This window comes from Paractinoplanes globisporus DSM 43857, assembly GCF_000379645.1.
Classification (GTDB): Bacteria; Actinomycetota; Actinomycetes; order Mycobacteriales; family Micromonosporaceae; genus Actinoplanes; species Actinoplanes globisporus.
Genome location: NZ_KB903334.1, coordinates 34,052 through 56,317 on the forward strand (window position 1 = coordinate 34,052; position 22,266 = coordinate 56,317).

The following is a 22,266-nucleotide window of genomic DNA, read 5'->3' on the forward strand; positions in this document are numbered from 1 at the left end:
TCGCTCTTGACCGGGGAGACCGCCGGGCCGTAATCTGCCTGCAACCTCTGAAACGTTTCACGATGGTGAAGGGCGTCATGACGAACCCCGCAGTGCGTGAGCTTCTGGAGCGCAGCAACCGGCTCGGCGCCGACCCGCGCAACACCAACTACGCCGGGGGCAACACCTCGGCCAAGGGCAGTGAGACCGATCCGGTCACCGGCGAGCCCGCCGAGCTGGTCTGGGTCAAGGGCTCGGGCGGCGACCTGGGCACGCTCACCGAGAAGGGCCTGGCCGTGCTGCGGCTCGACCGGCTGCGCGCGCTCGTGGGCGTCTATCCGGGTGTCGACCGCGAGGACGAGATGGTGGCCGCCTTCGACTTCTGCCTGCACGGGCGGGGTGGCGCGGCGCCGAGCATCGACACGGCCATGCACGGTCTCGTCGACGTCGCGCACGTCGACCACCTGCACCCCGACTCGGGCATCGCGATCGCCACCGCGGCCGACGGCCCCGCGCTCACCAAGGAGATCTTCGGCGACCGGGTCCTCTGGGTGCCGTGGCGCCGGCCCGGTTTCCAGCTCGGGCTCGACATCGCCGCCGTGCAACGGGCCAACCCGCAGGCCATCGGCGTGATTCTCGGCGGGCACGGCGTCACCGCGTGGGGTGCCACCAGCGCCGCCTGCGAGGCGAACTCCCTCGAGATCATCGAGACGGCCGCGGCCTACCTGCAGGCGCACGGCCGCCCGGCGCCTTTCGGCCCCGCGATCCACCAAACCCTTGAGGCGGCCGTACGCCGTGAGCGCGCGGCCGCCCTGTTCCCGGTTCTTCGCGGACTGGCCTCCACCGACCGTCCCCAGGTCGGGCACTACACCGATGCCGAGGTCGTCCTCGACTTCGTCAACTCGGCGCGGATGCCCGAGCTTGCCGCGCTCGGCACCTCCTGCCCCGACCACTTCCTGCGTACCAAGGTCAAGCCGATGGTCGTGGACACCGCGCCGGACGCGCCGATCGAGGAGGTCGAGGCCCGGCTCAAGGAGCTGCACGCCGCCTACCGGGAGGACTACCGCGGCTACTACGAGCGGCACGCCACCCCCGACTCGCCGGCGATGCGCGGCGCCGACCCGGCGATCGTGCTGGTCCCGGGCGTGGGCATGTTCTCCTTCGGGGCCAACAAGCAGACCGCGCGGGTGGCCGGCGAGTTCTACGTCAACGCCATCAACGTGATGCGCGGCGCCGAGTCGGTCTCCACGTACGCGCCGATCGACGAGAGCGAGAAGTTCCGCATCGAGTACTGGGCCCTCGAGGAGGCCAAGCTCCAGCGGATGCCGAAGCCGAAGCCGCTGGCGACCCGGATCGCCTACGTGACCGGCGGCGGCTCGGGCATCGGGCGGGCCATCGCGTTGCGGCTCGCGGCCGAGGGCGCCTGCGTGATCGTCGCCGATCGCGACTTCTCGTCCGCCTCCGCCGTCGCCGGGGAGATCGGCGGTGCGGACGTGGCGATCGCCGTGCAGGCCGACGTGACCAGCGCCGACGCGATCGTCGAGTCGCTGCGGGACGCGGTGCTGGCGTTCGGCGGGGTCGACCTGGTGGTCAACAACGCCGGGCTGTCGATCTCGAAGCCGCTGCTGGAGACGACCGAGGCCGACTGGGACCTGCAGCACGACGTGATGGCCAAGGGCTCGTTCCTGGTCTCCCGGGAGGCGGCCCGCGTGATGATCCCGCAGAACATGGGCGGGGACATCGTCTACATCAGCAGCAAGAACTCGATCTTCGCGGGGCCGAACAACGTCGCGTACGGCGCGACCAAGGCCGACCAGGCCCATCAGGTGCGGCTGCTGGCGGCGGAGCTCGGCGCCCACGGCGTGCGGGTCAACGGCATCAACCCCGATGGCGTCGTACGCGGCTCCGGGATCTTCGCGGGCGGCTGGGGCGCGCAGCGGGCCGCCGTCTACGGCGTGCCCGAGGAGAAGCTCGGCGAGTACTACGCCCAGCGCACGCTGCTCAAGCGGGAGGTGCTGCCCGAGCACGTGGCGAACGCGGTGTTCGCGCTGACCGCGGGCGACCTCACCCACACCACCGGCCTGCACATCCCCGTCGATGCGGGCGTCGCCGCGGCCTTTCTGCGATGAGAGCGTTCGCCGCGGTCGACCTGGGCGCGTCCAGCGGGCGCGTCATGGTCGGCCGGGTCGGGGACGGCGCGATCGAGCTCGACGAGGTGCACCGGTTCGCGAACGAGCCGGTCAAGGCGGGCGGGACGCTGCACTGGGACGTCCTGTCGCTCTATCGCGGGGTGCTCGACGGCCTGACCGCGGCCGGCCCGGTGGACAGCATCGGGATCGACTCGTGGGCGGTCGACTATGGACTGCTCGACGCGTCGGGGGCGCTGCTGGGCAACCCGGTGCACTACCGGGACGGGCGGACCGACGGGGCGCCGGCGCGGGTGGCCGAGATCGTCGGGGACGACCGGCTCTACGAGGTGACCGGGCTGCAGAAGCTGCCGTTCAACACGCTGTACCAGCTCGTGGCGGCGCTCGGGACGCCACAGTACGAGGTGGCGCAGCAGCTGTTGCTGATACCTGACCTGCTGGCCTACTGGCTGACCGGGGAGCTGGGCGCCGAGTACACCAACGCGTCGACCACCGAGCTGGTCGACGTACGTACGCGGGAATGGTCCTTGCCCTTGATTGCGAATGTCGGCCTGCGCCCGTCGCTGTTCCCGCCGATCCGGCAGCCGGGTTCGACGATCGGGCTCTACGGTGAGACGCCGGTCGTGGCGGTCGGGTCGCACGACACGGCCTCGGCGGTGGTGGGAGTGCCGGCCGCCGGACCGAACTTCGCCTACATCTCGTGCGGGACCTGGTCGCTGGTGGGGCTGGAGCTCTCCGCGCCGGTGCTGACCTCGTCGTCACGGCTGGCGAACTTCACCAACGAGGGTGGCGTCGACGGGACGATCCGCTACCTGCGCAACGTGATGGGGCTCTGGCCGTTGCAGGAGTGCATGCGCGAGTGGGGCTCACCGGATATCTCCGATCTGCTCCGTGCGGCCTCCCGGGAGCCGGCCCTGCGCCACGTGGTCGACCTTGACCGGCCGGTGTTCCTTCCGCCCGGCGACATGGTCGGCCGGGTGACCTCGGCCGCGGGGTTGCCGAGAGACGCGTCGCCGGCGGTCGTGGCGCGGTGCATCCTGGACAGTCTCGCGCTGGCCCAGTGGCGGGCCGTCGAGCAGGCGCAGGAGCTGGCCGGCCGGGAGGTCGACGCCGTGCACATCGTCGGCGGGGGAGCGCGCAACGAGTTGCTCTGCCAGCTGACCGCCGACGCCTGCGGATTGCCGGTGCTGGCCGGGCCGGTCGAGGCCACCGCGCTCGGTAACGTGCTCGTGCAGGCGCGCGCGGCCGGGGTCATCGACGGAGATCTTGCGGCGCTGCGGACGGTTTTGCGCGAGACTCAGCACATCGTGCGGTACACCCCGGGCGGCGACCCGGCCGCGTGGCGGGCGGCCGCCAAGCGGATTTGAGGGGAGGTGGGCGGGTGCGGATCGCGTTGTTCGCGACGTGCCTGGCCGACACCATGTTCCCGGCCGCGGCCAAGGCGACCGTGCTGCTCCTGGAGCGGCTCGGTCACGAGGTCGTGTTTCCCGCGGAGCAGACCTGCTGCGGCCAGATGCACATCAACACGGGATACCAGAAGGACGCGTTGCCGCTGGTGCGCCGACATGTCCGAACTTTTGAGCCTTATGACGTCATTGTCGCGCCGTCGGGGAGTTGTGTCGGGTCGGTACGGCATCAGCACGCCATGGTGGCCGGCGCGGATGCGGGTCTCGCGGCCCGGGCCACGTCGGTGGCTTCGCGCACCTTTGAGCTGTCCGAGCTGCTGATCGATGTGCTCGGCGTCGAGGATGTCGGCGCCTATTTCCCGCATCGAGTGACCTATCACCCGACCTGCCACTCGTTGCGGGTGCTGCGGGTGGGGGACAAGCCGCTGCGGTTGCTGCGGAACGTGCGCGGGCTGGATCTGGTGGAGTTGCCGGACGCCGAGCAGTGCTGCGGCTTCGGCGGCACCTTTTCCGTGAAAAATGCGGATACGTCGACGGCGATGCTCGCGGACAAGATGCGGCACGTGCTCGATACGGGCGCCGACGTGTGCACCGCGGGGGACGCCTCCTGCCTCATGCACATCGGGGGCGGGCTGTCCCGGCTGCGCACCGGGGTTCGCACGGTCCATCTCGCCGAGATCCTGGCGTCTACGGAGGCCTCATGACGTTCTTGGGCATGCCCGCGCGGGCGCCGCGCGGCGTGGGACACCTTCGCGGGGACGAGTCGTTCCCGGTGGCGGCGCGGAAGGCGCTGGCCAACTCGCAACTGCGGCGGAACCTGCAGCACGCGACCACGACGATCCGCGGCAAGTCCGGGCGGGTCATCGCCGAGCTGCCGGACTGGCAGGAGCTTCGGTCGGCCGGGTCGGCGCTCAAGGCGTACACGATGGCCCGTCTTCCCGAATTGCTGGAACAGCTCGAGGAGAACGTGACCGCCGCGGGCGGGGTCGTGCACTGGGCGGCCGACGCCAACGAGGCCAACCGCATCGTCACCGACCTGGTGCGGCAGACCGGCGAGCGGCGGGTCATCAAGGTCAAGTCGATGGCCACCCAGGAGATCGGGCTCAACGAGGCGCTCGAGGCGGCCGGGATAACCCCGGTCGAGACCGACCTGGCCGAGCTGATCGTGCAGCTGGGCAACGACAAGCCCAGCCACATCCTGGTGCCGGCCATTCACCGGAACCGCTCGGAGATCCGGGAGATCTTCCTGAAGGCGATGCCGGACGTCGACCCGGGGCTGACCGACGACCCGCCGGTGCTGGCCGCGGCGGCCCGTCGGTACCTGCGCGAGACGTTCCTGTCGACGAAGGTGGCGGTGTCGGGGGCCAACTTCGCGATCGCCGAGACCGGGACCCTGGCCGTGGTCGAGTCGGAGGGGAACGGGCGGATGTGCCTGACCCTCCCGGAAACCCTGATCACGGTCATGGGCATCGAGAAGCTGGTGCCGAAGTGGTCGGATCTCGAGGTCTTCCTGCAGCTGCTGCCGCGGGCGTCGACCGGCGAGCGGATGAACCCGTACACGTCGATGTGGACCGGGGTGACGCCGGGCGACGGGCCGCAGGCGTTCCACCTGGTGCTGCTCGACAACGGGCGCACCGCCGTGCTGGCCGACGAGGTGGGACGACAGGCGCTGCACTGCATCCGGTGCTCGGCCTGCCTCAACGTCTGCCCGGTCTACGAGCGGACCGGGGGGCACGCGTACGGCTCGGTCTACCCCGGCCCGATCGGCGCGGTGCTGTCGCCGCAGCTCACCGGCGTGGCCGACAACCCGAGCCTGCCGTACGCGTCGTCGCTCTGCGGTGCGTGTTTCGACGCCTGTCCCGTGAAGATCGACATCCCGTCGATCCTGGTCCACCTGCGCAATCAGGCGCCGCACCCGAGGACGGAGGCCGCGGTGATGGCGGCGGCGGCCTACACCATGGACCGGCCCAAGCTGTACGCCTCGGCCCAGCGCGCGGCCAAACTCGCCCGGATCGCCGGTCGCCGGGGGCGGGGGCTGCCACCGCCGCTCAACGGCTGGTCGGCCAGCCGGGATCTGCCGTCGCCGCCGAAGGAAACCTTCCGCGATTGGTGGCGGTCGCGATGAGCTCGAAGGACGTCATCCTCGGCCGAATCCGTTCCGCGCTGAGCTCAGGCGTCGACGCGCCGGAGATTCCGCGCGACTACCGCCGGGGCGAGGCCAAGGTGGACCTCGATCTGCTGGTGGAGCGCCTCACCGACTACAAGGCCGTGGTCCACCGGATAAGTGCCGAAAAATCGGGCATCAGCGCCGCGATCCTGGAGATCCTCGCCGAGGGGACCGTCGTCGTACCGCCGGGGTTGCCGACCGACTGGCTGCCGGAGGCGCTCGAGGCGATTGTGGACGACGGGCTCACCGCCGAGCAGATCGCCGCGACCGACGGAGTGGTGACGGCGGCCGCGGTCGCCATCGTGGAGACCGGGACCATCGTGCTCGACGCCTCGCCGGATCAGGGCCGGCGGATCATCTCGCTCCTGCCCGACCTGCACATCTGCGTGCTGCGACCCGAACAGGTGGTGGCGTCGGTGCCGGAGGGCGTCGCCCGGCTCGACCCGCGCCGGCCGCTCACCTGGATCAGCGGGCCCTCCGCGACCAGCGACATCGAGCTCAACCGGGTCGAGGGGGTGCACGGCCCCCGCAACCTGCACGTCATCCTCTTGGCGGCGTGACCAGGCCGGTCTCGTACGCGGCCACCACCAGCTGGGCTCGGTCGTGCGCGCCCAGCTTGGTCATCGTGCGGTTCACATGGGTCTTCACCGTGTGCGGGCTGACCACCAGGTGCCGCGCGATGTCCTCGTTGGACAGCCCGGCGCCGACCAGCGTGAGGATCTCGCGCTCGCGGTCGGTGAGCGCGGCCAGCCGCTCGGGCGACGGGGTCGCCGGGCGCTCGGGATGCGCGAGATAGCGGGCGATCAGGCTGCGGGTGGCCGCCGGCGTGAGCAGCGCGTCGCCCCGGTGCACGACGCGAACCGCGTGCAGCAGTTCCTGCGGCTCGGCGCTCTTGCCGAGGAAGCCGCTCGCGCCGGCCCGCAACGCCTCGAAGACGTACTCGTCGATCTCGAAAGTGGTCAGGATCAGCACCCGGACCGCGGGCGCGTCGGCCGTGATCTGCCGGGTCGCGCCGAGACCGTCCAGCGCGGGCATCCGGATGTCCATGAGCAGGACGTCGGTCTCGCCGGCCCGGGCCAGGTCGATCGCCCCGAAGCCGTCGCGGGCCGTGCCGGAGACCACCATGTCCTCAGTGGACGCGATCAGCGTGGCGAAGCTGGCCAGCAGCAGCGGCTGATCGTCGGCCAGACCTACCCGGATCATGCGGCGTGCCCGGCATTTCCGATATTCCCGGCCGGTAGGCGGCAGGACACTCGGAAGCCACCGAGCGGGCGCGGCTCCGCGTCCAGCGAACCGCCGATCGCGGCCACCCGCTCGCGCATGCCGGTGATGCCGTGCGACTCGGCCCGCGGCGCCACCATCGGGCCGTCGTTCTCCACCACCACGGTCAGCGTCGCGTCCCGCCGGTGCAGCGTGAGCCGTACGTCGACCTGGCCGGCGTGCTTGCGGGCGTTGGTCAGCGACTCCTGCACCACGCGGTAGGCCACCACGTCGGTCGCCGGCGACAGCGGGCTGTCGTCGTCCCGACGGCAGGTGATACGCAGGCCGGCCCGCTCGAACGTGGCGATCAGATCGTCCAGGCCGCCGAGGCCGACCGCCGGCTCGACCGGCGCGGCCGGCTCGTCGGTGCGCAGCAGGCCGACCGCGTCGCGCAGCTCGTCGAGCGCGGACCGGGCACTCTGCCGGATCTGGTCGAGCGTCTCGCGTACCGGCGGATCGCCGGTGAGCACGTGCCCGGCCACCCCGGCCTGCACGTTGATCAGCGCGAGGTGGTGGCCGACGCTGTCGTGCAGGTCGCGGGCGATCCGCAGCCGTTCGGCGGTGACCCGTTCCCGGGCCCGCAGCAGCGCCTCGGCCTGGTAGGCGCGCCGGCTGCGGGTCGCCTCGCCGGCCGCCACCGCCAGGCCGCCGAGCGCCGCGAGCGCGAGGTTCTCCGGGCCGAGCCAGTGGCCGGACTTGGCGATGGTGTGGAACACCCCGATCATCAGCACGAGCGCGCCGGCCACCCACAGCGAGTGGCGCTGCCGGCCGAGCTCGGCCACCGTGTAGAGCGCGATCAGCGGGGCGGCCAGGATCAGCGTGCCGCCGCCGCCCGAGACGTGGGCCAGGTAGCCCTCGGCCGCGAGCGTGCTCACCAGCAGAGCCGGGTACGGCCAGCGGCGGCGCACGACCAGCGGGGCGCAGGCGGCGACGGCCAGCGCGGCGGCGAGCGGATCGCGCAGGTGGTGGCCGGTGTTCGTGGTCAGCAGCGCGGCCACCAGCACCGCCGCCGCGGTCCCGGCGTCGGCCATCCGCTGCAGGTGGCGCATGGCCACACGGTACGGCCGGATCCGCCCGCACGGGATACCGCCGTTGCGGTACCTCGAAGATGACGCCGCCGGGGGACTCGCCCGGCGCCCATCGGCGGCCAGAGTCGGGCCATGACCGATGTCGTGCTCCAAGGACTCACGAAACGGTTCGGGGCCGTCCCCGCCGTACGAAATCTGACCTGCACCATGACGCCCGGGGTGACCGGATTCCTCGGCCCGAACGGGGCCGGCAAGACCACGACCCTGCGGATGCTGCTCGGGTTGGTGCGCCCGACCGCCGGCACCGCGACCGTGGGCGGGCGGCGCTACGCCGACCTGCCCCAACCGCGCCGGGTGGTGGGCGCGCTGCTCGACTCGACCGGCTTCCATCCGGGCCGCACCGGGCGTCAGCATCTGCGGATCTCGGCCGACCAGTCGGGACTGCCGGCCGCCCGGGTCGCCACGGTCCTCGACCAGGTGGATCTCGGCGGCGCGGCCGACCGTCGGGTGCGCGGCTACTCGCTCGGCATGCGGCAGCGTCTCGGCCTGGCCACCGCGCTGCTCGGCGACCCGGAGGTGCTGGTGCTGGACGAGCCGGCGAACGGGCTCGACCCGGCCGGGATGGCCTGGCTGCGTGGCCTGCTGCGGGATCTCGGCGCCGAGGGGCGGACGGTGATCATTTCCAGCCACGTCCTGGCCGAGGTGCGGCAGACCGCCGACCGGGTGGTCATCGTCGGCGAGGGAACGCTGCGGCACACCGGCCCGCTCGACGAGATGGCCGGTCTCGAGGAGGAGTTCCTGCGGCTCACCGGGGGTGTGGCATGAGGGCCGAACTGCGGAAACTGATCACCGCGCGGAGCACCTGGCTGCTGCTCGCGATCGCCCAGCTGATCGTCGTGGCCGGGGTGAGCGGCCTGATGCTGCAGCGGGACGACCCGGCGAGCGACGACGCGCAGCGCGGGGCGATCGCGCACGTCGGGCTGGTCGCGCTGTTCGGCCTGCTGATCGGGATCCTGGCGGTGGCCGGTGAGTACCGGCACCGGACGATCACCGACACGTTCCTGGCCCGGCCGCACCGCGACCGGGTGGTGCTGTCCAAGCTCGTCGTCGCGGCGGGCGCGGGGGCGGTGCTCGGCGTGGTGGCGTCGGCGACCGCGCTGATCACCGACGCGATCTGGCTGGCCGCCAAGGGGTTGTCGATCGACCTGGCGAGCGGGGTGCTGTGGCGGACCGTGGCCGGTGGGATCGGCTGGAACATCGCGTTCGCGGCGATCGGAGTCGGCGTCGGCGCGCTGATCACCAACCTGAGTGCCGCGGTCGCCGCCGCGCTGGGCTGGCTCGCGCTGGTCGAGGGGATCGTGGGCGAGCTGATCGGCGACGCGAGCCGATGGCTTCCGTTCGCGCTCGGCCAGGCGCTCGTCGGCCTGCCGAACTCGGCGGACCGGCCGCAGGCGTGGCAGGCGGGACTGGTACTCGTCCTTTACGTGGCGGTCTTCGTGGCGGCGGGTATCGGCGTCACCACGCGACGGGACATAACCCATTAGAGTGCAGCCGTGACCTCACCGCAGCCCCTGCCCCCGTCCGATCACGAGCGTGAGCGGGCGGCCGAGATCCTCCAGCAGGCCTGCGGTGAGGGCCGGCTGACGCTCGAGCAGTTCAGCGCGCGGGTCGGTGCGGTCTGGGCCGCCGAGACCACGCAGGAGATCGAGCGGGCCACCGCCGATCTCGCACCCACGCCGATCGTCGGCTCGGCGCAGACGGTCGACAGCGTCCTGACGATCTTCAGCGAGAGCAAACGCCGCGGCCGGTGGCGCCTGCGCTCGCCGCGGGTGTGGCTGCGCACGTTCTTCGGCTCGACCGAGCTCGACCTGCGTGAGGTGATCACCAGCCAGAGCACGATCGAGATCGCCGGGCTGTGCCTGTTCGGCCAGGTCACGGTCATCGTGCCGGAGGGCGTCGAGGTCGACCTGACCGGCCCGGTGGTCTTCTCCAACCACCACCTGCAGCTCGCGCCGGTGCCCCGGGTGCCGGGCACGCCCGAGGTGCGGGTCGACATCGCCACCTGGTTCGGCCAGGTTCAGGTGATCAGCAAGCCGTACTCATTGACCTATTGAGACCCAGACGTCGTCGAGCGAGCCCTGGAACTGGTCGTTGTTGCTGAACGACCCCTTCCCGCCCACGCTGAGCGGGATCCGGTTGCGCACGGTCAGGTCGGCCGGGATCGTGGTCCCGCCCCGGCGCTGACCGTCGACGAAGACCCCCAGATCGCTCCCGGCCCGGCGACACTCCAGCGTGTGCCAGCGCCCGTCCGAGACGCTTGCCGTGCTCAGCGCCACGTGGATCGCCGGCCGCCGGTCGTCGACCATGACGCAGCTGGGCCGGCCCTGGACGCCGTCGACCTGGAGCTTGTACTGGCTGCCGCTGGCCGAGTAGCCCTTCTGCAGGACGTTCTCGCCCTTGGTCGTCTCGTCGGGATCGAGCCGCACGGACGCGCCCCAGCGGATCGGCCGCCGGCCCGGGTCGAGATCGGCCTCCGGCACGGCGCGCAGCGCGATCCGTGGGCACGGCTCGGCGTGGCAGGGCGCCGGGAACGTCAGCGCGCGGCCGGCGCCGTGGGCGACCGTGTCGTACGTGCCGCCGTGCCGGCTCACCGGGGTGAGGTCGTGCCCGTGCCCGGTGGTGTCGGTCAGCGGAGACGGGCCGTCGAAGGTGTATTCCACGACGAAGACCGGGGCCGGAGCCGGGACCGGGGCCGACGCCTGCGCGGACGGCCCGGTGGCGCCGACGAGAACCAGCGCCACCGCGACGAGGAGGGCGCGCCGCATCAGCCGAAGGACGCGAAGCGCCTCTGGGGGCGGCCGCCGATCATCGTGAAGTCACCGCCGGCCGCAACCGTCCCATGTGCCCGGTCGACCGCGATCGTGCGGACCCCGACGACCCCGTTGGCCTGCGGCGCCCAGTCGGCGAGCGAGCCGTCGCCGCGCACCGCGGCCAGCTTGACCCGCGACACCGAGCCGTCGGTGCAGGTGCCGTGCGCGCCGGTGGCGCCGCCGGTGCAGGCCCGGTCGAAGTGCCCGCCGACGTAGGCGGTGCCGTCCAGCACGGCGATCGCCTGGGCGTCGCCGTCGAAGGTGCGGGTCCATCGCGTACGCCCGGAGGGGCCGAACGCCGCCGCCCGGCCGCCCGGGCCGCCCATCGCGGCGTAGACCCCGTCGCCGTCGACCGCGACCGCGTTGACCACCGCCGGCGGCGACGGGCGGAACGACCGGTCGAGCTCGCCGCTGGTGGCGTCGACCGCGGCGAGGCGCAGCGTGGAGCGCACGTCGTCGACGCGGTGGAAGCCGCCGCCGAGGTAGACCTTCGAGTCGCGGTACGCCAGCGAGTGGACCGTGTCGTCCGCGGTCGGCGTCCAGTCGTCGTCGAGCCGGCCGGTGGTCAGCGAGAACGCGGCGAGCCGTTCCCGGTCCCGGCGGTCGACCCGGCTGATCGTGCCGGCGAGGTAGAGCCGCCCATTGCCGACCGCGAGGGCCCGCGGGCTGCCGTCGATGCCGTGGGCGAACGTGCCGACCGCGCCGCTGGTGGCGTCGAGCCGGGCCAGCGAGTCGCGGGCCTGGCCCGAGACGTGGTCGAAGTCCCCGGCCGCATAGACCGAGGGCCCGGAGACGGCGAGCGCGCGGACCGTGTCGTCGGCGCGTGGCTGCCAGTCGAGCAGCGAGCCGGTGCGCGAGTCGAACGCCGCGAGCCGGCCGCGCGACACGACCCGCCCGCCGACCGTGGTGCTGGTGAAGGAGCCGCCGACGTAGACGGTGTCGCCGCGGTACGCGATCGCGTACACGGAACCGTTGAAGGTCGGCGCCATCCGTGCGGTCGAGCCGACCGCCGCATCGGCGGGCTGCGCCAGGGCGCAGGCCGCCAGGGCCGCGGCGCCGGTGACGGCGGCGCGGCGGACATGCTGGGAGATACGCACGCCGGGCTAACGCGCGTCCCCCGCGGGAGGATGCGAGTCGTCGGCGGGGTCGAAGCGGTAACCCATCCCCGGTTCGGTACGCAGATGCACCGGGTGCGCGGGGTCGATCTCGAGCTTGCGGCGCAGCCGGGCCATGTATTGCCGCAGGTAGTTCGTCTCCGTCTGGTACTGCGGCCCCCACACGTCGTGCAGCAGCGTGCGGCGGCCGATCAGCTTGCCCGGATTGCGTAGCAGGTACTCCAGCAGCTGCCACTCGGTCGGGGTGAGCTTGACCCCGTCCGAGACCGTGCGCGCGGCCAGGTCGACCCGGTGGCCGCCGATCGTGACGACCGGGTCGGCGGTGCCGGCGGGGTGCAGGCGGCGGGTGACCGCGCGGATCCGGGCGAGCAGCTCGTCGATGCCGAACGGCTTGGTCATGTAGTCGTCGGCGCCGGCGTCCAGGGCCGCGACCTTGTCGGCGCTGTCGGCCCGGCCGGAGAGCACGATGATCGGCACCGAGGTCCAGCCGCGCAGACCCCTGATCACCTCGACGCCCTCCAGGTCGGGCAGCCCGAGGTCGAGGATGACCAGGTCGGGGGAGCGGTGCGCGGCGAGGCGGAGCGCGGTGCCGCCGTCGGGCGCGGTGTCCACGTCGTACCCGCGGGCCTTGAGGTTGATCCGGAGAGCACGGACGAGCTGGGGCTCGTCATCGACGACGAGAATCCGTGGGTTCATGCGGGAGTTCCCGCCGGTAGCGCCAGAACCATGGTGAGACCTCCACCGGGAGTCGCCGACGGGGTGAGCGTGCCGCCCATCGCCTCGGTGAGCCCGCGGGACAGCGCCAGGCCGAGGCCCACGCCGGTGTGGTTGTCGTGGTCGCCGAGCCGCTGGAACGGCAGGAAGACGTCGTCCCAGCGGTCCTCGGGGATGCCCGGGCCGTGGTCGATCACGCGCAGCTCGACGACGTCGCCGAGGGTGCTTCCGGTGATCAGCGGGGGCTTGTCGTCGGGGCTGTAGCGCAGCGCGTTGCCGATGACGTTGACCAGGATGCGTTCGAGCAGGCCCGGGTCGGCGTGCACGGCCGGGAGGTCGGCCGGCAGCCGGCTGGTCACCGTGCCGCCGAGGTCGTCGAGGGCGCGCGGCACGACGTCCTCGAGCCCGACGTCGATCATGGTCATGCCCAGGGCACCGGCCTGCAGGCGGCTCATGTCGAGCAGGTTCGCGACCAGCCGGTCGAGCCGGTTGAGCGAGACGTCGGCGGTCTCCAGCAGTTCGCGGCGGTCCGCCTCGTCGAAGTGGACCTCGTCGCTGAGCAGGCCGGCCACCGCCGCCTTCGCCGACGCCAGCGGCGTACGAAGATCATGGCTGACGGCGGCGAGCAGCGCCGTGCGCATGCGATCGGCCTCGGCCAGCGGCTTGGCCGCGGCCGCCTCGGCGCTGAGCCTTTCCTGCTTCACCGCGAGCGCCGCCTGGGCCGCGAACGCCTCGACGATGCGCCGGTCGGAGGCGTCGAGAGGATGGCCGCGCAGCAGCAGCGTGTGTTCGTCGTCGACCTTGACCTCGGCGTCGGCGTTGCGTGCATCGGTGCACGGCTCACCCACGCACGCAGTGATCTGCCCGTTCTCGAGCAGTGTCACGGAGTCGAGCCCGAACGTCTCGCGCAGGCGCTCCAGCAGCCGCTCTCCTCGGATCACGCCGCCGGCGATGGTGGCGAGCGTCTGCGCCTCGGCCGACGCCCGCGCGGCCTGCCGGGTCTTGCGAGCCGCCGTGTCCACCACCCAGCTCACCGCGAGCGCCACCACCACGAAGATGGCCAGCGCCAGCAGGTTGTCCCGCTCGGCGATCGTGAACCGGCCGATCGGCGGGGTGAAGAACCAGTTGAGCAGCAGCGAGCCGGCGACCGCCGCGAGCAGCGCCGGCCAGAGACCGCCGACCAGGGAGATGCCGATGACGGCGGCCAGGAAGATCAGAATGTCGTTGGTCAGGGAGATCGGCGGACCGGCCTTCAGCAGCGCCGTGAGCGCCGGAAGGCCCAGGAGTACCAGGCCGAAGCCGGTGATGCGCCGAGTTCGGGAAAGGGCCGGCGGGACCCGCCGGGAAAAGCCGCTCCGGATCCAGTCGTGGGTCACGAGGTGCACGTCGATCGAGCCGGACAGCGCGGTCACGGTCACCCCGACGCCGGCCGACAACAGCTGCGCTATCCGGCCGCGCCGGCTCGCGCCCAGCACGATCTGCGTGGCGTTCACCCCGCGGGCGAAGTCGAGCAGGGCCTGCGGCACGTCGGAGCCCACCACCTGGTGGTAGGTCCCGCCCAGGCTCTCCACCAGAACCCGCTGTTTGGCGAGCTCCGCGGGATTGGCGCCGGCCAGGCCGTCATTTCTTGCGACGTGTACGGCCATGAGATCCGCGCCTTTGTTCCGGGCGGCGATGCGCGCGGCCCGCCGGATCAGCGTCCCGCCCTCGGGGCCGCCGGTCAGCGCGACCACGACACGCTCCCGGGTCTCCCAGGTCGCGTCGATCCGGTGGTCCGCGCGGTATTTGTCCAACTGGTCGTCGACCTTGTCGGCGAGCCAGAGCAGCGCCAGTTCCCGCAACGCGGTCAGGTTCCCGGTGCGGAAGTAGTTGCCCAGCGCCGCGTCGATCTTCTCGGGCAGGTAGATGTTGCCGTGCGCCATCCGCCGGCGCAGTGCCTCCGGCGTCATGTCGACCAGCTCGACCTGCTCGGCCGCCCGGACCACGGCGTCGGGCACGGTCTCCCGCTGCTCGACCCCGGTGATCTGGGCGACCACGTCGTTGAGCGACTCCAGGTGCTGCACGTTCACCGTGGTCAGCACGCTGATCCCGGCGTCGAGCAGCTCCTGGACGTCCTGCCAGCGCTTGGCGTGGCGCGAGCCCGGCACGTTGGTGTGCGCGAGCTCGTCGACCACGGCCACTTCGGGCTTGCGGGCCAGCACGGCGTCGAGATCCATTTCCTCGAGCTCGACGCCGCGATAGCTGATCCGCTTGCGCGGGATTACCTCGAGGTCACCGATCATGGCCGCGGTGTGCTTGCGCCCGTGGGTCTCGACCAGCGCCACCACGACGTCGGTGCCGCGCTCGGCGCGACGATGTGCCTCCTCGAGCATGGTGTACGTCTTGCCGACACCGGGCGCCGCGCCCAGATAGATCCTCAGTTCCCCGCGCGCCATCTCAGTTTCCGGTTGCGTCGAGAGCCATGTTGAGCTCCAGCACGTTGACTCCGGGCTCGCCCATGAAGCCGAGCGCCCGTCCGTCAGTGTGCTCCTTGATCAGCTTCTGTACCTGGTCCAGCGTCATCGACCGTTCCCGGGCGATGCGAGGGGCCTGCAGATTCGCGTACGCCGGGGAGATGTCCGGGTCGAGGCCGCTCGCGCTCGCGGTGACCGCGTCGGACGGGACCACCGGCTTGGCCGGCGCGTTGCCCCGGATCGGGGTGATCACGCCGCCCTCGGCGACGTAGTCCTCGCCGTTCTTGGCCGGCTCGACCGTCACGCCCTTGTAGCTGGCGAGGAACGGCGTGCCGGTCTGGTTGACCGAGACGACCCGGGTGATCGGGCCGGTGAGCCCGTCGCGGTAGAACACCGCGAGGACCGCCCCGACACCGTCGGAGGTGCAGTACGGCCGGCTGCCGTCGACGCCCTCGAGCTTGCCGATCGCGAGGCTGCGTGCGCAGACCTGGGTCAGCAGGCTCTGCTTGGCGTCGTCCGGGTTGTCGGAGAGCGTGTCGACCACGCTCTCCGGCCCGAGGTTGCTGGCGGAGGTTGATGTGGGGTCGTACCCGTCACCGGCCGCGGACGGCCGGCTCTGGAAGTACTTGGCGACGGGGTTGCCGTCCTTGTCGGTGAACGCCTGCCCGATCAGCGAGCTGCCGTGGGCGACCAGCGAGCCGTCCGCCTTGTCGGACAGGCCGGGAATCCTCCCGACCGCGACCATCACGAGTGGGTAGGCCAGTCCGAGAAGGACGGTCATGACGAGCAGCGCGCGCAGCGCCGCGATGTGCTGGGCAAGCCAGGCTGGGAGTCTCATGTCCTCAGATCCCCGGAATGAACTGAACGAGCAGGTCGATGAGCTTGATGCCGATGAACGGGATGATCGCCCCGCCCAGGCCGTAGATCCACAGGTTGCGGCGCAGCAGCGCGCTCGCGCTCGACGGCTTGTACCGCACGCCGCGCAGCGCCAGCGGGATCAGCGCCACGATGATCAGCGCGTTGAAGATGACCGCGGACAGGATCGCCGAGCCCGGCGAGTGCAGCCGCATCACGTTCAGCTGGTCGAGGCCCGGGTACACCGCCGCGAACATCGCCGGGATGATGGCGAAGTACTTGGCGATGTCGTTGGTGATCGAGAAGGTGGTCAGCGCGCCGCGCGTGATCAGCAACTGCTTGCCGATCTCCACGATCTCGATCAGCTTGGTCGGGTCGGAGTCGAGGTCGACCATGTTGCCGGCCTCTTTCGCGGCCGACGTGCCGGTGTTCATGGCCACGCCGACGTCCGCCTGGGCCAGCGCCGGCGCGTCGTTGGTGCCGTCGCCGGTCATCGCGACCAGCCGGCCGCCCTCCTGCTCCTTGCGGATGTAGGCGAGCTTGTCCTCGGGCGTGGCCTCGGCCAGGAAGTCGTCGACCCCGGCCTCGTCGGCGATCGCCTTGGCGGTGCGCGGGTTGTCGCCGGTGATCATCACGGTACGGATGCCCATCGCGCGCATCTCGTCGAAGCGCGCCCGCATGCCGGACTTGACCACGTCCTTGAGGTGGATGACACCCAGCGCCTGAGCCGGCTGACCGTCGACGTGCTCGGCCACCACCAGCGGGGTGCCGCCGGTCGCGCTGATCATGTCGACGATCTCGCCGACCTGCTCGGTCGGGTGCCCGCCGTTCTCCCGGACCCACTTCATCACCGCGGCCGCGGCACCCTTGCGGATCTGCCGCGCGCCGATGTCCACGCCGCTCATCCGGGTCTGGGCCGTGAACGGCACGAACGTCGCGTCGGTCATCAGGCCGGGCTCCCGTTCGCGCAGGCCGTGCTCGTTCTTGGCGAGCACGACCACCGAGCGGCCCTCGGGTGTCTCGTCGGCGAGGCTGGACAGCTGGGCCGCGTCGGCCAGCCGTAGCGCGTCGACTCCTTCCACAGGGACGAACTCGGACGCCTGCCGGTTGCCCAGCGTGATCGTGCCGGTCTTGTCGAGCAGCAGCGTGTTCACGTCGCCGGCCGCCTCGACCGCGCGGCCCGACATGGCCAGCACGTTGCGCTGCACCAGCCGGTCCATGCCGGCGATGCCGATCGCGCTGAGCAGGGCGCCGATCGTGGTCGGAATGAGACAGACGATCAGTGAGACCAGCACGATGCCGGAGACGCCGTGCTGGTTGATCGTCGTGGTGTCCGGCGCCGCCGCGTTGTACGCCTTCGAGAAGATGGCCAGCGGCTGCAGGGTGACGACCGACAGCAGGAAGATGATCGTGAGCGCGGCGAGCAGGATGTTCAGCGCGATCTCGTTCGGGGTCTTCTGCCGGTTGGCCCCCTCGACCAGGGCGATCATCCGGTCGACGAAGCTTTCGCCGGGCCTCTGGGTGATCTTGATGACGATCCGATCGGAGAGCACCTTCGTGCCGCCGGTGACGGCCGAGCGGTCGCCGCCCGACTCCCGGATGACCGGTGCCGACTCGCCGGTGATCGCCGACTCGTCGACGCTGGCGATGCCCTCGATGACATCGCCGTCACCGGGGATGAGGTCGCCGGCCTCGGCCACCACGATGTCGCCCAGCTTGAGCTCGGTCGCCGGGATGGCAACCTCGCGGCCGTCCCTGAGCAGCCGGGCGACCGCGTCCTGCTTGGCGGCCCGCAGCGCGGCGGCCTGCGCCTTGCCCCGGCCCTCGGCGACCGCCTCGGCCAGGTTGGCGAAGACGACCGTGAGCCAGAGCCAGACCGTGATGATCCAGCCCAGCGCGCTCGGGTCCACGATGGACAGCACGGTGGTGAAGACCGCACCGACCTCGACGATGAACATGACCGGGTTGCGCCACAGGGTGCGCGGGTCGAGCTTGACCAGCGCGCCCGGCAGCGACTTCCACAGCTGCTGGGGGTCGAGCAGGCCGCCCTTGACGGCCGACGACTTCGACGGGGTTGCCGGCTTCTCGGCTAGCAACGTCATGACAGGCCTTCCGCAATAGGTCCGAGAGCGAGAGCAGGGAGGAAGGTCAGGGCGACGAGCACGACGGTGACGCCGACGACCATTCCGACGAACAGGGGTTTGTGAGTAGGCAAGGTGCCCTCGGACTCGGGAACCGGCTTCTGCCGGGCGAGCGAGCCGGCCAGGGCCAGCACCAGCACCAGCGGCAGGAAACGGCCGATGAGCATGGCCAGGCCGAGCGCGGTGTCCCACCACGGCGTGTTGACCGTGATACCGGCGAAGGCCGAGCCGTTGTTGTTGGCGGCGCTGGTGAAGGCGTACAGGACCTCGGAGAGGCCGTGCGGTCCGACGTTGAGCGCCGTCGAATTGTTTCCGGTGGCGAAGGCCGCCGCCGTGCCGATCAGCACGAGTGCCGGGGTGACCAGGAAGTACAGCGAGGCCAGCTTCATCTCCCGGGCACCGATCTTCTTGCCGATGTACTCGGGCGTGCGCCCGACCATGAGGCCGGCCACGAAGACCGTGATCACCGCGAGGATGAGCAGGCCGTAGAGGCCCGATCCGACGCCGCCGGGCGCGACCTCGCCGAGCATCATGTTGATCATCGGCATCATGCCGCCGAAGGCCGTGTACGAGTCGTGGAACGAGTCCACCGCGCCGGTCGAGGTGAGCGTGGTCGCCGAGGCGAAGGTGGCCGAGTTCGGTATCCCGAACCGCACCTCCTTGCCCTCCATGGCGGCGCCGACCGCCTGCGGCACCGTGCCGGCGCCGTGGACCTCGAAGCCGACCGTCAACGCGATGCTGGCGATGGCGAGCACCGCCATGACCGCGACGATCGCGTAGCCCTGGCGCAACTGTCCGACCATCCGGCCGAACACCCGGGGCAGGCTGAACGGGATCACGAGGATCAGGAAGATCTGCAGCCAGTTCGTCCAGGCCGTCGGGTTCTCGAACGGGTGCGCCGAGTTGACGTTGTAGAAGCCGCCGCCGTTGGTGCCGAGCTCCTTGATCGCCTCCTGGCTGGCCACGGGGCCGCCGGTGATGTGCTGGGTGGCGCCGGTCAGCGTGGTCACGTCGGTGCCGCCGGAGAGGTTCTGCACCATCCCGGCGATCATGAAGACCAGCGTGGCCAGCACACAGATCGGCAGCAGGACGCGCAGCGTGATCCGGGTCAGGTCGACCCAGAAGTTGCCCAGCGTCCCGGTCTTACGGCCGGCGAAGCCGCGGATGAGGGCGACCGCCACGGCGATGCCGACGCTCGCCGAGACGAAGTTCTGCACCGCGAGGCCGGCCATCTGCACCAGGTGGCCCATGGTCGACTCGCCGGAGTACGCCTGCCAGTTGGTGTTGGTGACGAAGCTGACCGCCGTGTTCCAGGCGATGTGCGTCGGCACCCCGGCGAACCCGAGCGACAGCCAGAGCTTGTCCTGGATCCGGAGGAACAGGTAGAGGAAAAGGATCGAGACCGCCGAGAACGCGAGCACGCTGCGGGCGTAGACACCCCAGGTCTGCTCGGCGCTCGGGTCGACCCCGACGAGCCGGTAGATGCCGCGTTCCACGACGTTGTTACGCCGCCCGGACACGACCTTGTACATGTAGTCACCGAACGGTCTGTGCACCGCGACCAGCGCGAGCAGCAGCGTGATGACGAAGAGCCAGCCGGCCATCAGAACTTCTCCGGGAACAGGAGTGCGGCCACCAGGAAGGCGGCCAGCAGGACGGCGACGATTCCACCGATGAGGTTGACGGCGCTCACCAGCGTTCGACCGCCCGGATCAGCACGGTCAGCGCTGCGAACAGCACCACCGTGAGCACGACGAACACGAGATCAGCCATGAGATTCGGCTCCTGGACGTAGGGGTTTTCGCGTTGCTGTTGCAGCGAATCTCGGTCGTCGCCAAGCGAACAGGGGTGTTAATGCGGTGCATACGAGCCGCCACCGTTTTTTCACACGCTTTTGACGCGCGATCTTGGCCGGAGCCGCTGACCGGGTGAAAACATCGGCCGCGTGACCGCGACAGAGTTCCGGAACTGGCTGCTCTCCGGACTGAACGAATCAGCGGAGCACCACGAAGGTCCGCACAGCCAGCCCGGTGAGAAGCCGCACTCGTGGTGGAAGGTCATGTGCCTCACCGGCGTGGACTACTTCTCCACCCTGGGCTACCAACCGGGCATCGCCGCGCTCGCGGCCGGCGTGCTCTCGCCGATCGCCACGCTCGTGCTGGTGCTGGTCACGCTGCTCGGCGCGCTGCCGGTCTACCGCCGGGTGGCGGCCGACAGCCCGAACGGCGAGGGCTCGATCGCGATGCTGGTCAAGCTGCTCTCGTTCTGGAAGGGCAAGCTGTTCGTCCTGGTGCTGCTGGGCTTCGCGGCCACCGACTTCATCATCACGATCACCCTGTCGGCGGCCGACGCCACCGCCCACATCGACGAGAACCCGTTCCTGCCCTCGTCCCTGCGCGGGCACGAGGTGATCATCACGCTGCTGCTCGTCGCCCTGCTCGGCGGCGTCTTCCTCAAGGGCTTCACCGAGGCGATCGGGATCGCGGTCGGGCTGGTCGGCGTCTATCTCGCGCTCAACGTCGTGGTGGTCGGCGACGGGCTCTGGCAGGTGATCACCCACGCGTCCGCCGTCGGGAACTGGACCGACGCGCTCACCCAGCAGCACGGGAATCCGCTGCTCGTGGTCGGCATCGCGCTGATCGTCTTCCCCAAGCTGGCGCTCGGCCTCTCCGGCTTCGAGACCGGGGTGGCGGTCATGCCGCACATCAAGGGCGACCTGCCGGCCCGCATCCGCGGCGCGAAGCAGCTGCTCACCACGGCCGCCGGGATCATGAGCGTCTTCCTGATCACCAGCAGCCTGGTCACCACCGTGCTCATCCCGCAGGAGGCGTTCGAGCCCGGCGGCCCGGCGAACGGCCGCGCCCTGGCCTACCTCGCCCACCAGAACCTGGGCAGCGGCTTCGGCACGGTCTACGACGTCTCGACGATCGCCATTCTCTGGTTCGCCGGCGCCTCGGCCATGGCCGGCCTGCTCAACCTGGTGCCGCGCTACCTGCCGCGGTTCGGCATGGCGCCGTCCTGGGCCCGGGCCGTGCGCCCGATGGTGCTGGTCTTCACGGGTATCGCGTTCCTCATCACCTGGATCTTCGACGCGGACGTGGACGCGCAGGGCGGCGCCTACGCCACCGGCGTCCTCGTGGTGATCACCTCGGCCGCGACGGCGGTGACCCTCTCCGCCCACCATCGCGGGCAGAAGGGTCGCCGGATCGCGTTCGGGATCATCGCGCTGATCTTCGCGTACACCACCGTCGCCAACGTCGCCGAGCGGCCGGACGGCGTGAAGATCGCGGCCTGTTTCATCGGTGCGATCCTCGTGGTCTCGCTGCTCTCCCGGATCTATCGCGCCTTCGAGCTGCGGGTCAGCCACATCGACGCCGACGAGGTCGCCCTGGGCTTCCTGCGCGAGTGCGGCCGCCGGCAGATCCGGCTCGTCGCCAACGAGCCGGACCGCCGCGATGCCCGCGAGTACAGCGACAAGATCGCCCAGATCCTGGCCGACAACGACATGGCCGATGACCGTGACGTCATCTTCGTCGAGGTCACCGTCACCGACGCCTCCGATTTCGAGACCGATCTGCACGTACGGGGGGAGGTCATGCACCACCGGTACCGGGTGCTCTCGCTGGCCAGCTCGTCGGTGCCGAGCGCGCTCGCGGCGCTGCTGCTGTGGATCCGCGACACCTCGCACCGGCGGCCGCACATCTACTTCGAGTGGACCGAGGGCAACCCGTTCGCGAACGTGATCCGCTACCTGATCTTCGGGCAGGGTGAGGTGGCCCCGGTGACCCGGGAGATCCTCCGGCAGGCCGAGCCCGATCGGCAGCGGCGCCCGCACGTCCACGTCGGCTGAGCTCCTCAGGCCGCCGGCTTCACGGCATTCTTCGCCGAGCCGTTCGCCGAGCCGTTCGCCGAGCCGTTCGCCGAGCCGTTCGCCGAGCCGTTCGCCGAGCCGTTCGCCGAGCCGTTCGCCGAGCCGTTCGCCGCGCTCTTCGTCGCGGCGTAGTCCCAGCCGAGCAGCCGGGCCGACGATCGCCACAGGTGGCGCAGCGAGGCGTCGTCGTAGACCGGCGGCGCGGCGTCGGCCCGCAGGAAGCCCTCGTAGTAGAAGCCGTCGCCGGCGCCCAGCACGGC

The 22,266-nt window shown here is 71.0% G+C and carries 20 protein-coding genes; 9 read left to right on the top strand and 11 right to left on the bottom strand.

Translation table 11 applies throughout. From position 1 onward, the window contains the following. Positions 1 to 77 precede the first annotated feature (77 nt). From A3CQ_RS0140985 to A3CQ_RS0141005, 5 genes are read left to right on the top strand one after another with little or no spacing between them, the layout of a single operon-like run. Positions 78 to 2,108, top strand: coding sequence for a bifunctional rhamnulose-1-phosphate aldolase/short-chain dehydrogenase (locus A3CQ_RS0140985; protein ID WP_026206768.1), 2,031 nt, complete (start codon positions 78 to 80; stop codon positions 2,106 to 2,108). Further along, a complete protein-coding gene (locus tag A3CQ_RS0140990; RefSeq protein ID WP_020516785.1) occupies positions 2,105 to 3,493 on the top strand; it encodes a rhamnulokinase in 1,389 nt (462 codons plus the stop codon). Before A3CQ_RS0140985 ends, A3CQ_RS0140990 begins: the two co-directional genes overlap by 4 nt. A 14-nt stretch (positions 3,494 to 3,507) precedes the next feature. Then, complete coding sequence (locus A3CQ_RS0140995) at positions 3,508 to 4,236, top strand: (Fe-S)-binding protein (RefSeq protein WP_020516786.1); 729 nt, start codon at positions 3,508 to 3,510, stop codon at positions 4,234 to 4,236. After that, complete coding sequence (locus A3CQ_RS0141000) at positions 4,233 to 5,657, top strand: lactate utilization protein B (RefSeq protein ID WP_020516787.1); 1,425 nt, start codon at positions 4,233 to 4,235, stop codon at positions 5,655 to 5,657. Before A3CQ_RS0140995 ends, A3CQ_RS0141000 begins: the two co-directional genes overlap by 4 nt. Next, on the top strand, positions 5,654 to 6,259 hold the full coding sequence (locus tag A3CQ_RS0141005; protein WP_026206769.1) for a LutC/YkgG family protein: 606 nt from the start codon (positions 5,654 to 5,656) through the stop codon (positions 6,257 to 6,259). The genes A3CQ_RS0141000 and A3CQ_RS0141005 overlap by 4 nt, the downstream gene beginning before the upstream one ends. Here the strand turns inward: A3CQ_RS0141005 and A3CQ_RS0141010 are convergent. Next, entirely contained in the window at positions 6,240 to 6,902 is a 663-nt protein-coding gene (locus A3CQ_RS0141010; protein ID WP_020516789.1) for a response regulator transcription factor, read from the bottom strand. The genes A3CQ_RS0141005 and A3CQ_RS0141010 overlap by 20 nt on opposite strands. Beyond that, positions 6,899 to 8,008, bottom strand: a complete 1,110-nt coding sequence (locus A3CQ_RS55830; RefSeq protein WP_020516790.1) for a sensor histidine kinase — start codon at positions 8,006 to 8,008, stop codon at positions 6,899 to 6,901. The genes A3CQ_RS0141010 and A3CQ_RS55830 overlap by 4 nt, the downstream gene beginning before the upstream one ends. Before the next feature lie 111 nt (positions 8,009 to 8,119). On the opposite strand from A3CQ_RS55830, the gene A3CQ_RS55835 reads away from it, so the two are divergent. From A3CQ_RS55835 to A3CQ_RS0141030, 3 genes are read left to right on the top strand one after another with little or no spacing between them, the layout of a single operon-like run. Continuing rightward, complete coding sequence (locus A3CQ_RS55835; protein ID WP_020516791.1) at positions 8,120 to 8,812, top strand: ABC transporter ATP-binding protein; 693 nt, start codon at positions 8,120 to 8,122, stop codon at positions 8,810 to 8,812. Further along, on the top strand, positions 8,809 to 9,531 hold the full coding sequence (locus A3CQ_RS0141025) for an ABC transporter permease (RefSeq protein ID WP_020516792.1): 723 nt from the start codon (positions 8,809 to 8,811) through the stop codon (positions 9,529 to 9,531). The genes A3CQ_RS55835 and A3CQ_RS0141025 overlap by 4 nt, the downstream gene beginning before the upstream one ends. Before the next feature lie 9 nt (positions 9,532 to 9,540). Next, on the top strand, positions 9,541 to 10,101 hold the full coding sequence (locus A3CQ_RS0141030; RefSeq protein WP_020516793.1) for a DUF1707 SHOCT-like domain-containing protein: 561 nt from the start codon (positions 9,541 to 9,543) through the stop codon (positions 10,099 to 10,101). Here A3CQ_RS0141030 and A3CQ_RS0141035 read toward each other — a convergent pair. The 8 genes from A3CQ_RS0141035 to kdpF are packed head-to-tail and all read right to left on the bottom strand — an operon-like array spanning position 10,087 to position 19,828. After that, positions 10,087 to 10,812 (bottom strand): LamG-like jellyroll fold domain-containing protein, encoded by a 726-nt coding sequence (locus A3CQ_RS0141035; protein WP_020516794.1) that lies wholly within the window; start codon positions 10,810 to 10,812, stop codon positions 10,087 to 10,089. The genes A3CQ_RS0141030 and A3CQ_RS0141035 overlap by 15 nt on opposite strands. Next, positions 10,812 to 11,954 carry an NHL repeat-containing protein gene (locus tag A3CQ_RS0141040; RefSeq protein ID WP_020516795.1) on the bottom strand — a complete coding sequence of 381 codons (1,143 nt, stop codon included), beginning with the start codon at positions 11,952 to 11,954 and terminating at the stop codon, positions 10,812 to 10,814. The genes A3CQ_RS0141035 and A3CQ_RS0141040 overlap by 1 nt, the downstream gene beginning before the upstream one ends. A 6-nt stretch (positions 11,955 to 11,960) precedes the next feature. Further along, positions 11,961 to 12,668: a response regulator gene (locus A3CQ_RS0141045; RefSeq protein ID WP_020516796.1), complete on the bottom strand. Its 708-nt coding sequence runs from the start codon at positions 12,666 to 12,668 to the stop codon at positions 11,961 to 11,963. After that, positions 12,665 to 15,121, bottom strand: a complete 2,457-nt coding sequence (locus A3CQ_RS0141050) for a DUF4118 domain-containing protein (protein WP_020516797.1) — start codon at positions 15,119 to 15,121, stop codon at positions 12,665 to 12,667. The genes A3CQ_RS0141045 and A3CQ_RS0141050 overlap by 4 nt, the downstream gene beginning before the upstream one ends. 1 nt (position 15,122) lies before the next feature. Beyond that, positions 15,123 to 15,977, bottom strand: a complete 855-nt coding sequence (locus tag A3CQ_RS0141055) for a potassium-transporting ATPase subunit C (RefSeq protein ID WP_020516798.1) — start codon at positions 15,975 to 15,977, stop codon at positions 15,123 to 15,125. 4 nt (positions 15,978 to 15,981) lie between these two features. Then, a complete protein-coding gene (gene kdpB, locus A3CQ_RS0141060) occupies positions 15,982 to 18,096 on the bottom strand; it encodes a potassium-transporting ATPase subunit KdpB (protein ID WP_020516799.1) in 2,115 nt (704 codons plus the stop codon). Continuing rightward, complete coding sequence (kdpA, locus tag A3CQ_RS0141065) at positions 18,093 to 19,739, bottom strand: potassium-transporting ATPase subunit KdpA (RefSeq protein WP_020516800.1); 1,647 nt, start codon at positions 19,737 to 19,739, stop codon at positions 18,093 to 18,095. Before kdpA ends, kdpB begins: the two co-directional genes overlap by 4 nt. Then, a complete protein-coding gene (gene kdpF / locus A3CQ_RS55840; RefSeq protein ID WP_020516801.1) occupies positions 19,739 to 19,828 on the bottom strand; it encodes a K(+)-transporting ATPase subunit F in 90 nt (29 codons plus the stop codon). Before kdpF ends, kdpA begins: the two co-directional genes overlap by 1 nt. A gap of 252 nt (positions 19,829 to 20,080) precedes the next feature. On the opposite strand from kdpF, the gene A3CQ_RS0141080 reads away from it, so the two are divergent. Further along, the gene (locus tag A3CQ_RS0141080) at positions 20,081 to 21,985 is read left to right on the top strand and encodes an APC family permease (RefSeq protein WP_020516802.1); all 1,905 of its coding nucleotides are present in this window, start codon (positions 20,081 to 20,083) and stop codon (positions 21,983 to 21,985) included. Between the two features lie 5 nt (positions 21,986 to 21,990). Here the strand turns inward: A3CQ_RS0141080 and A3CQ_RS0141085 are convergent. After that, the coding region (locus A3CQ_RS0141085) for a hypothetical protein (protein WP_026206771.1) at positions 21,991 to 22,266 on the bottom strand (276 nt) is incomplete at its 5' end.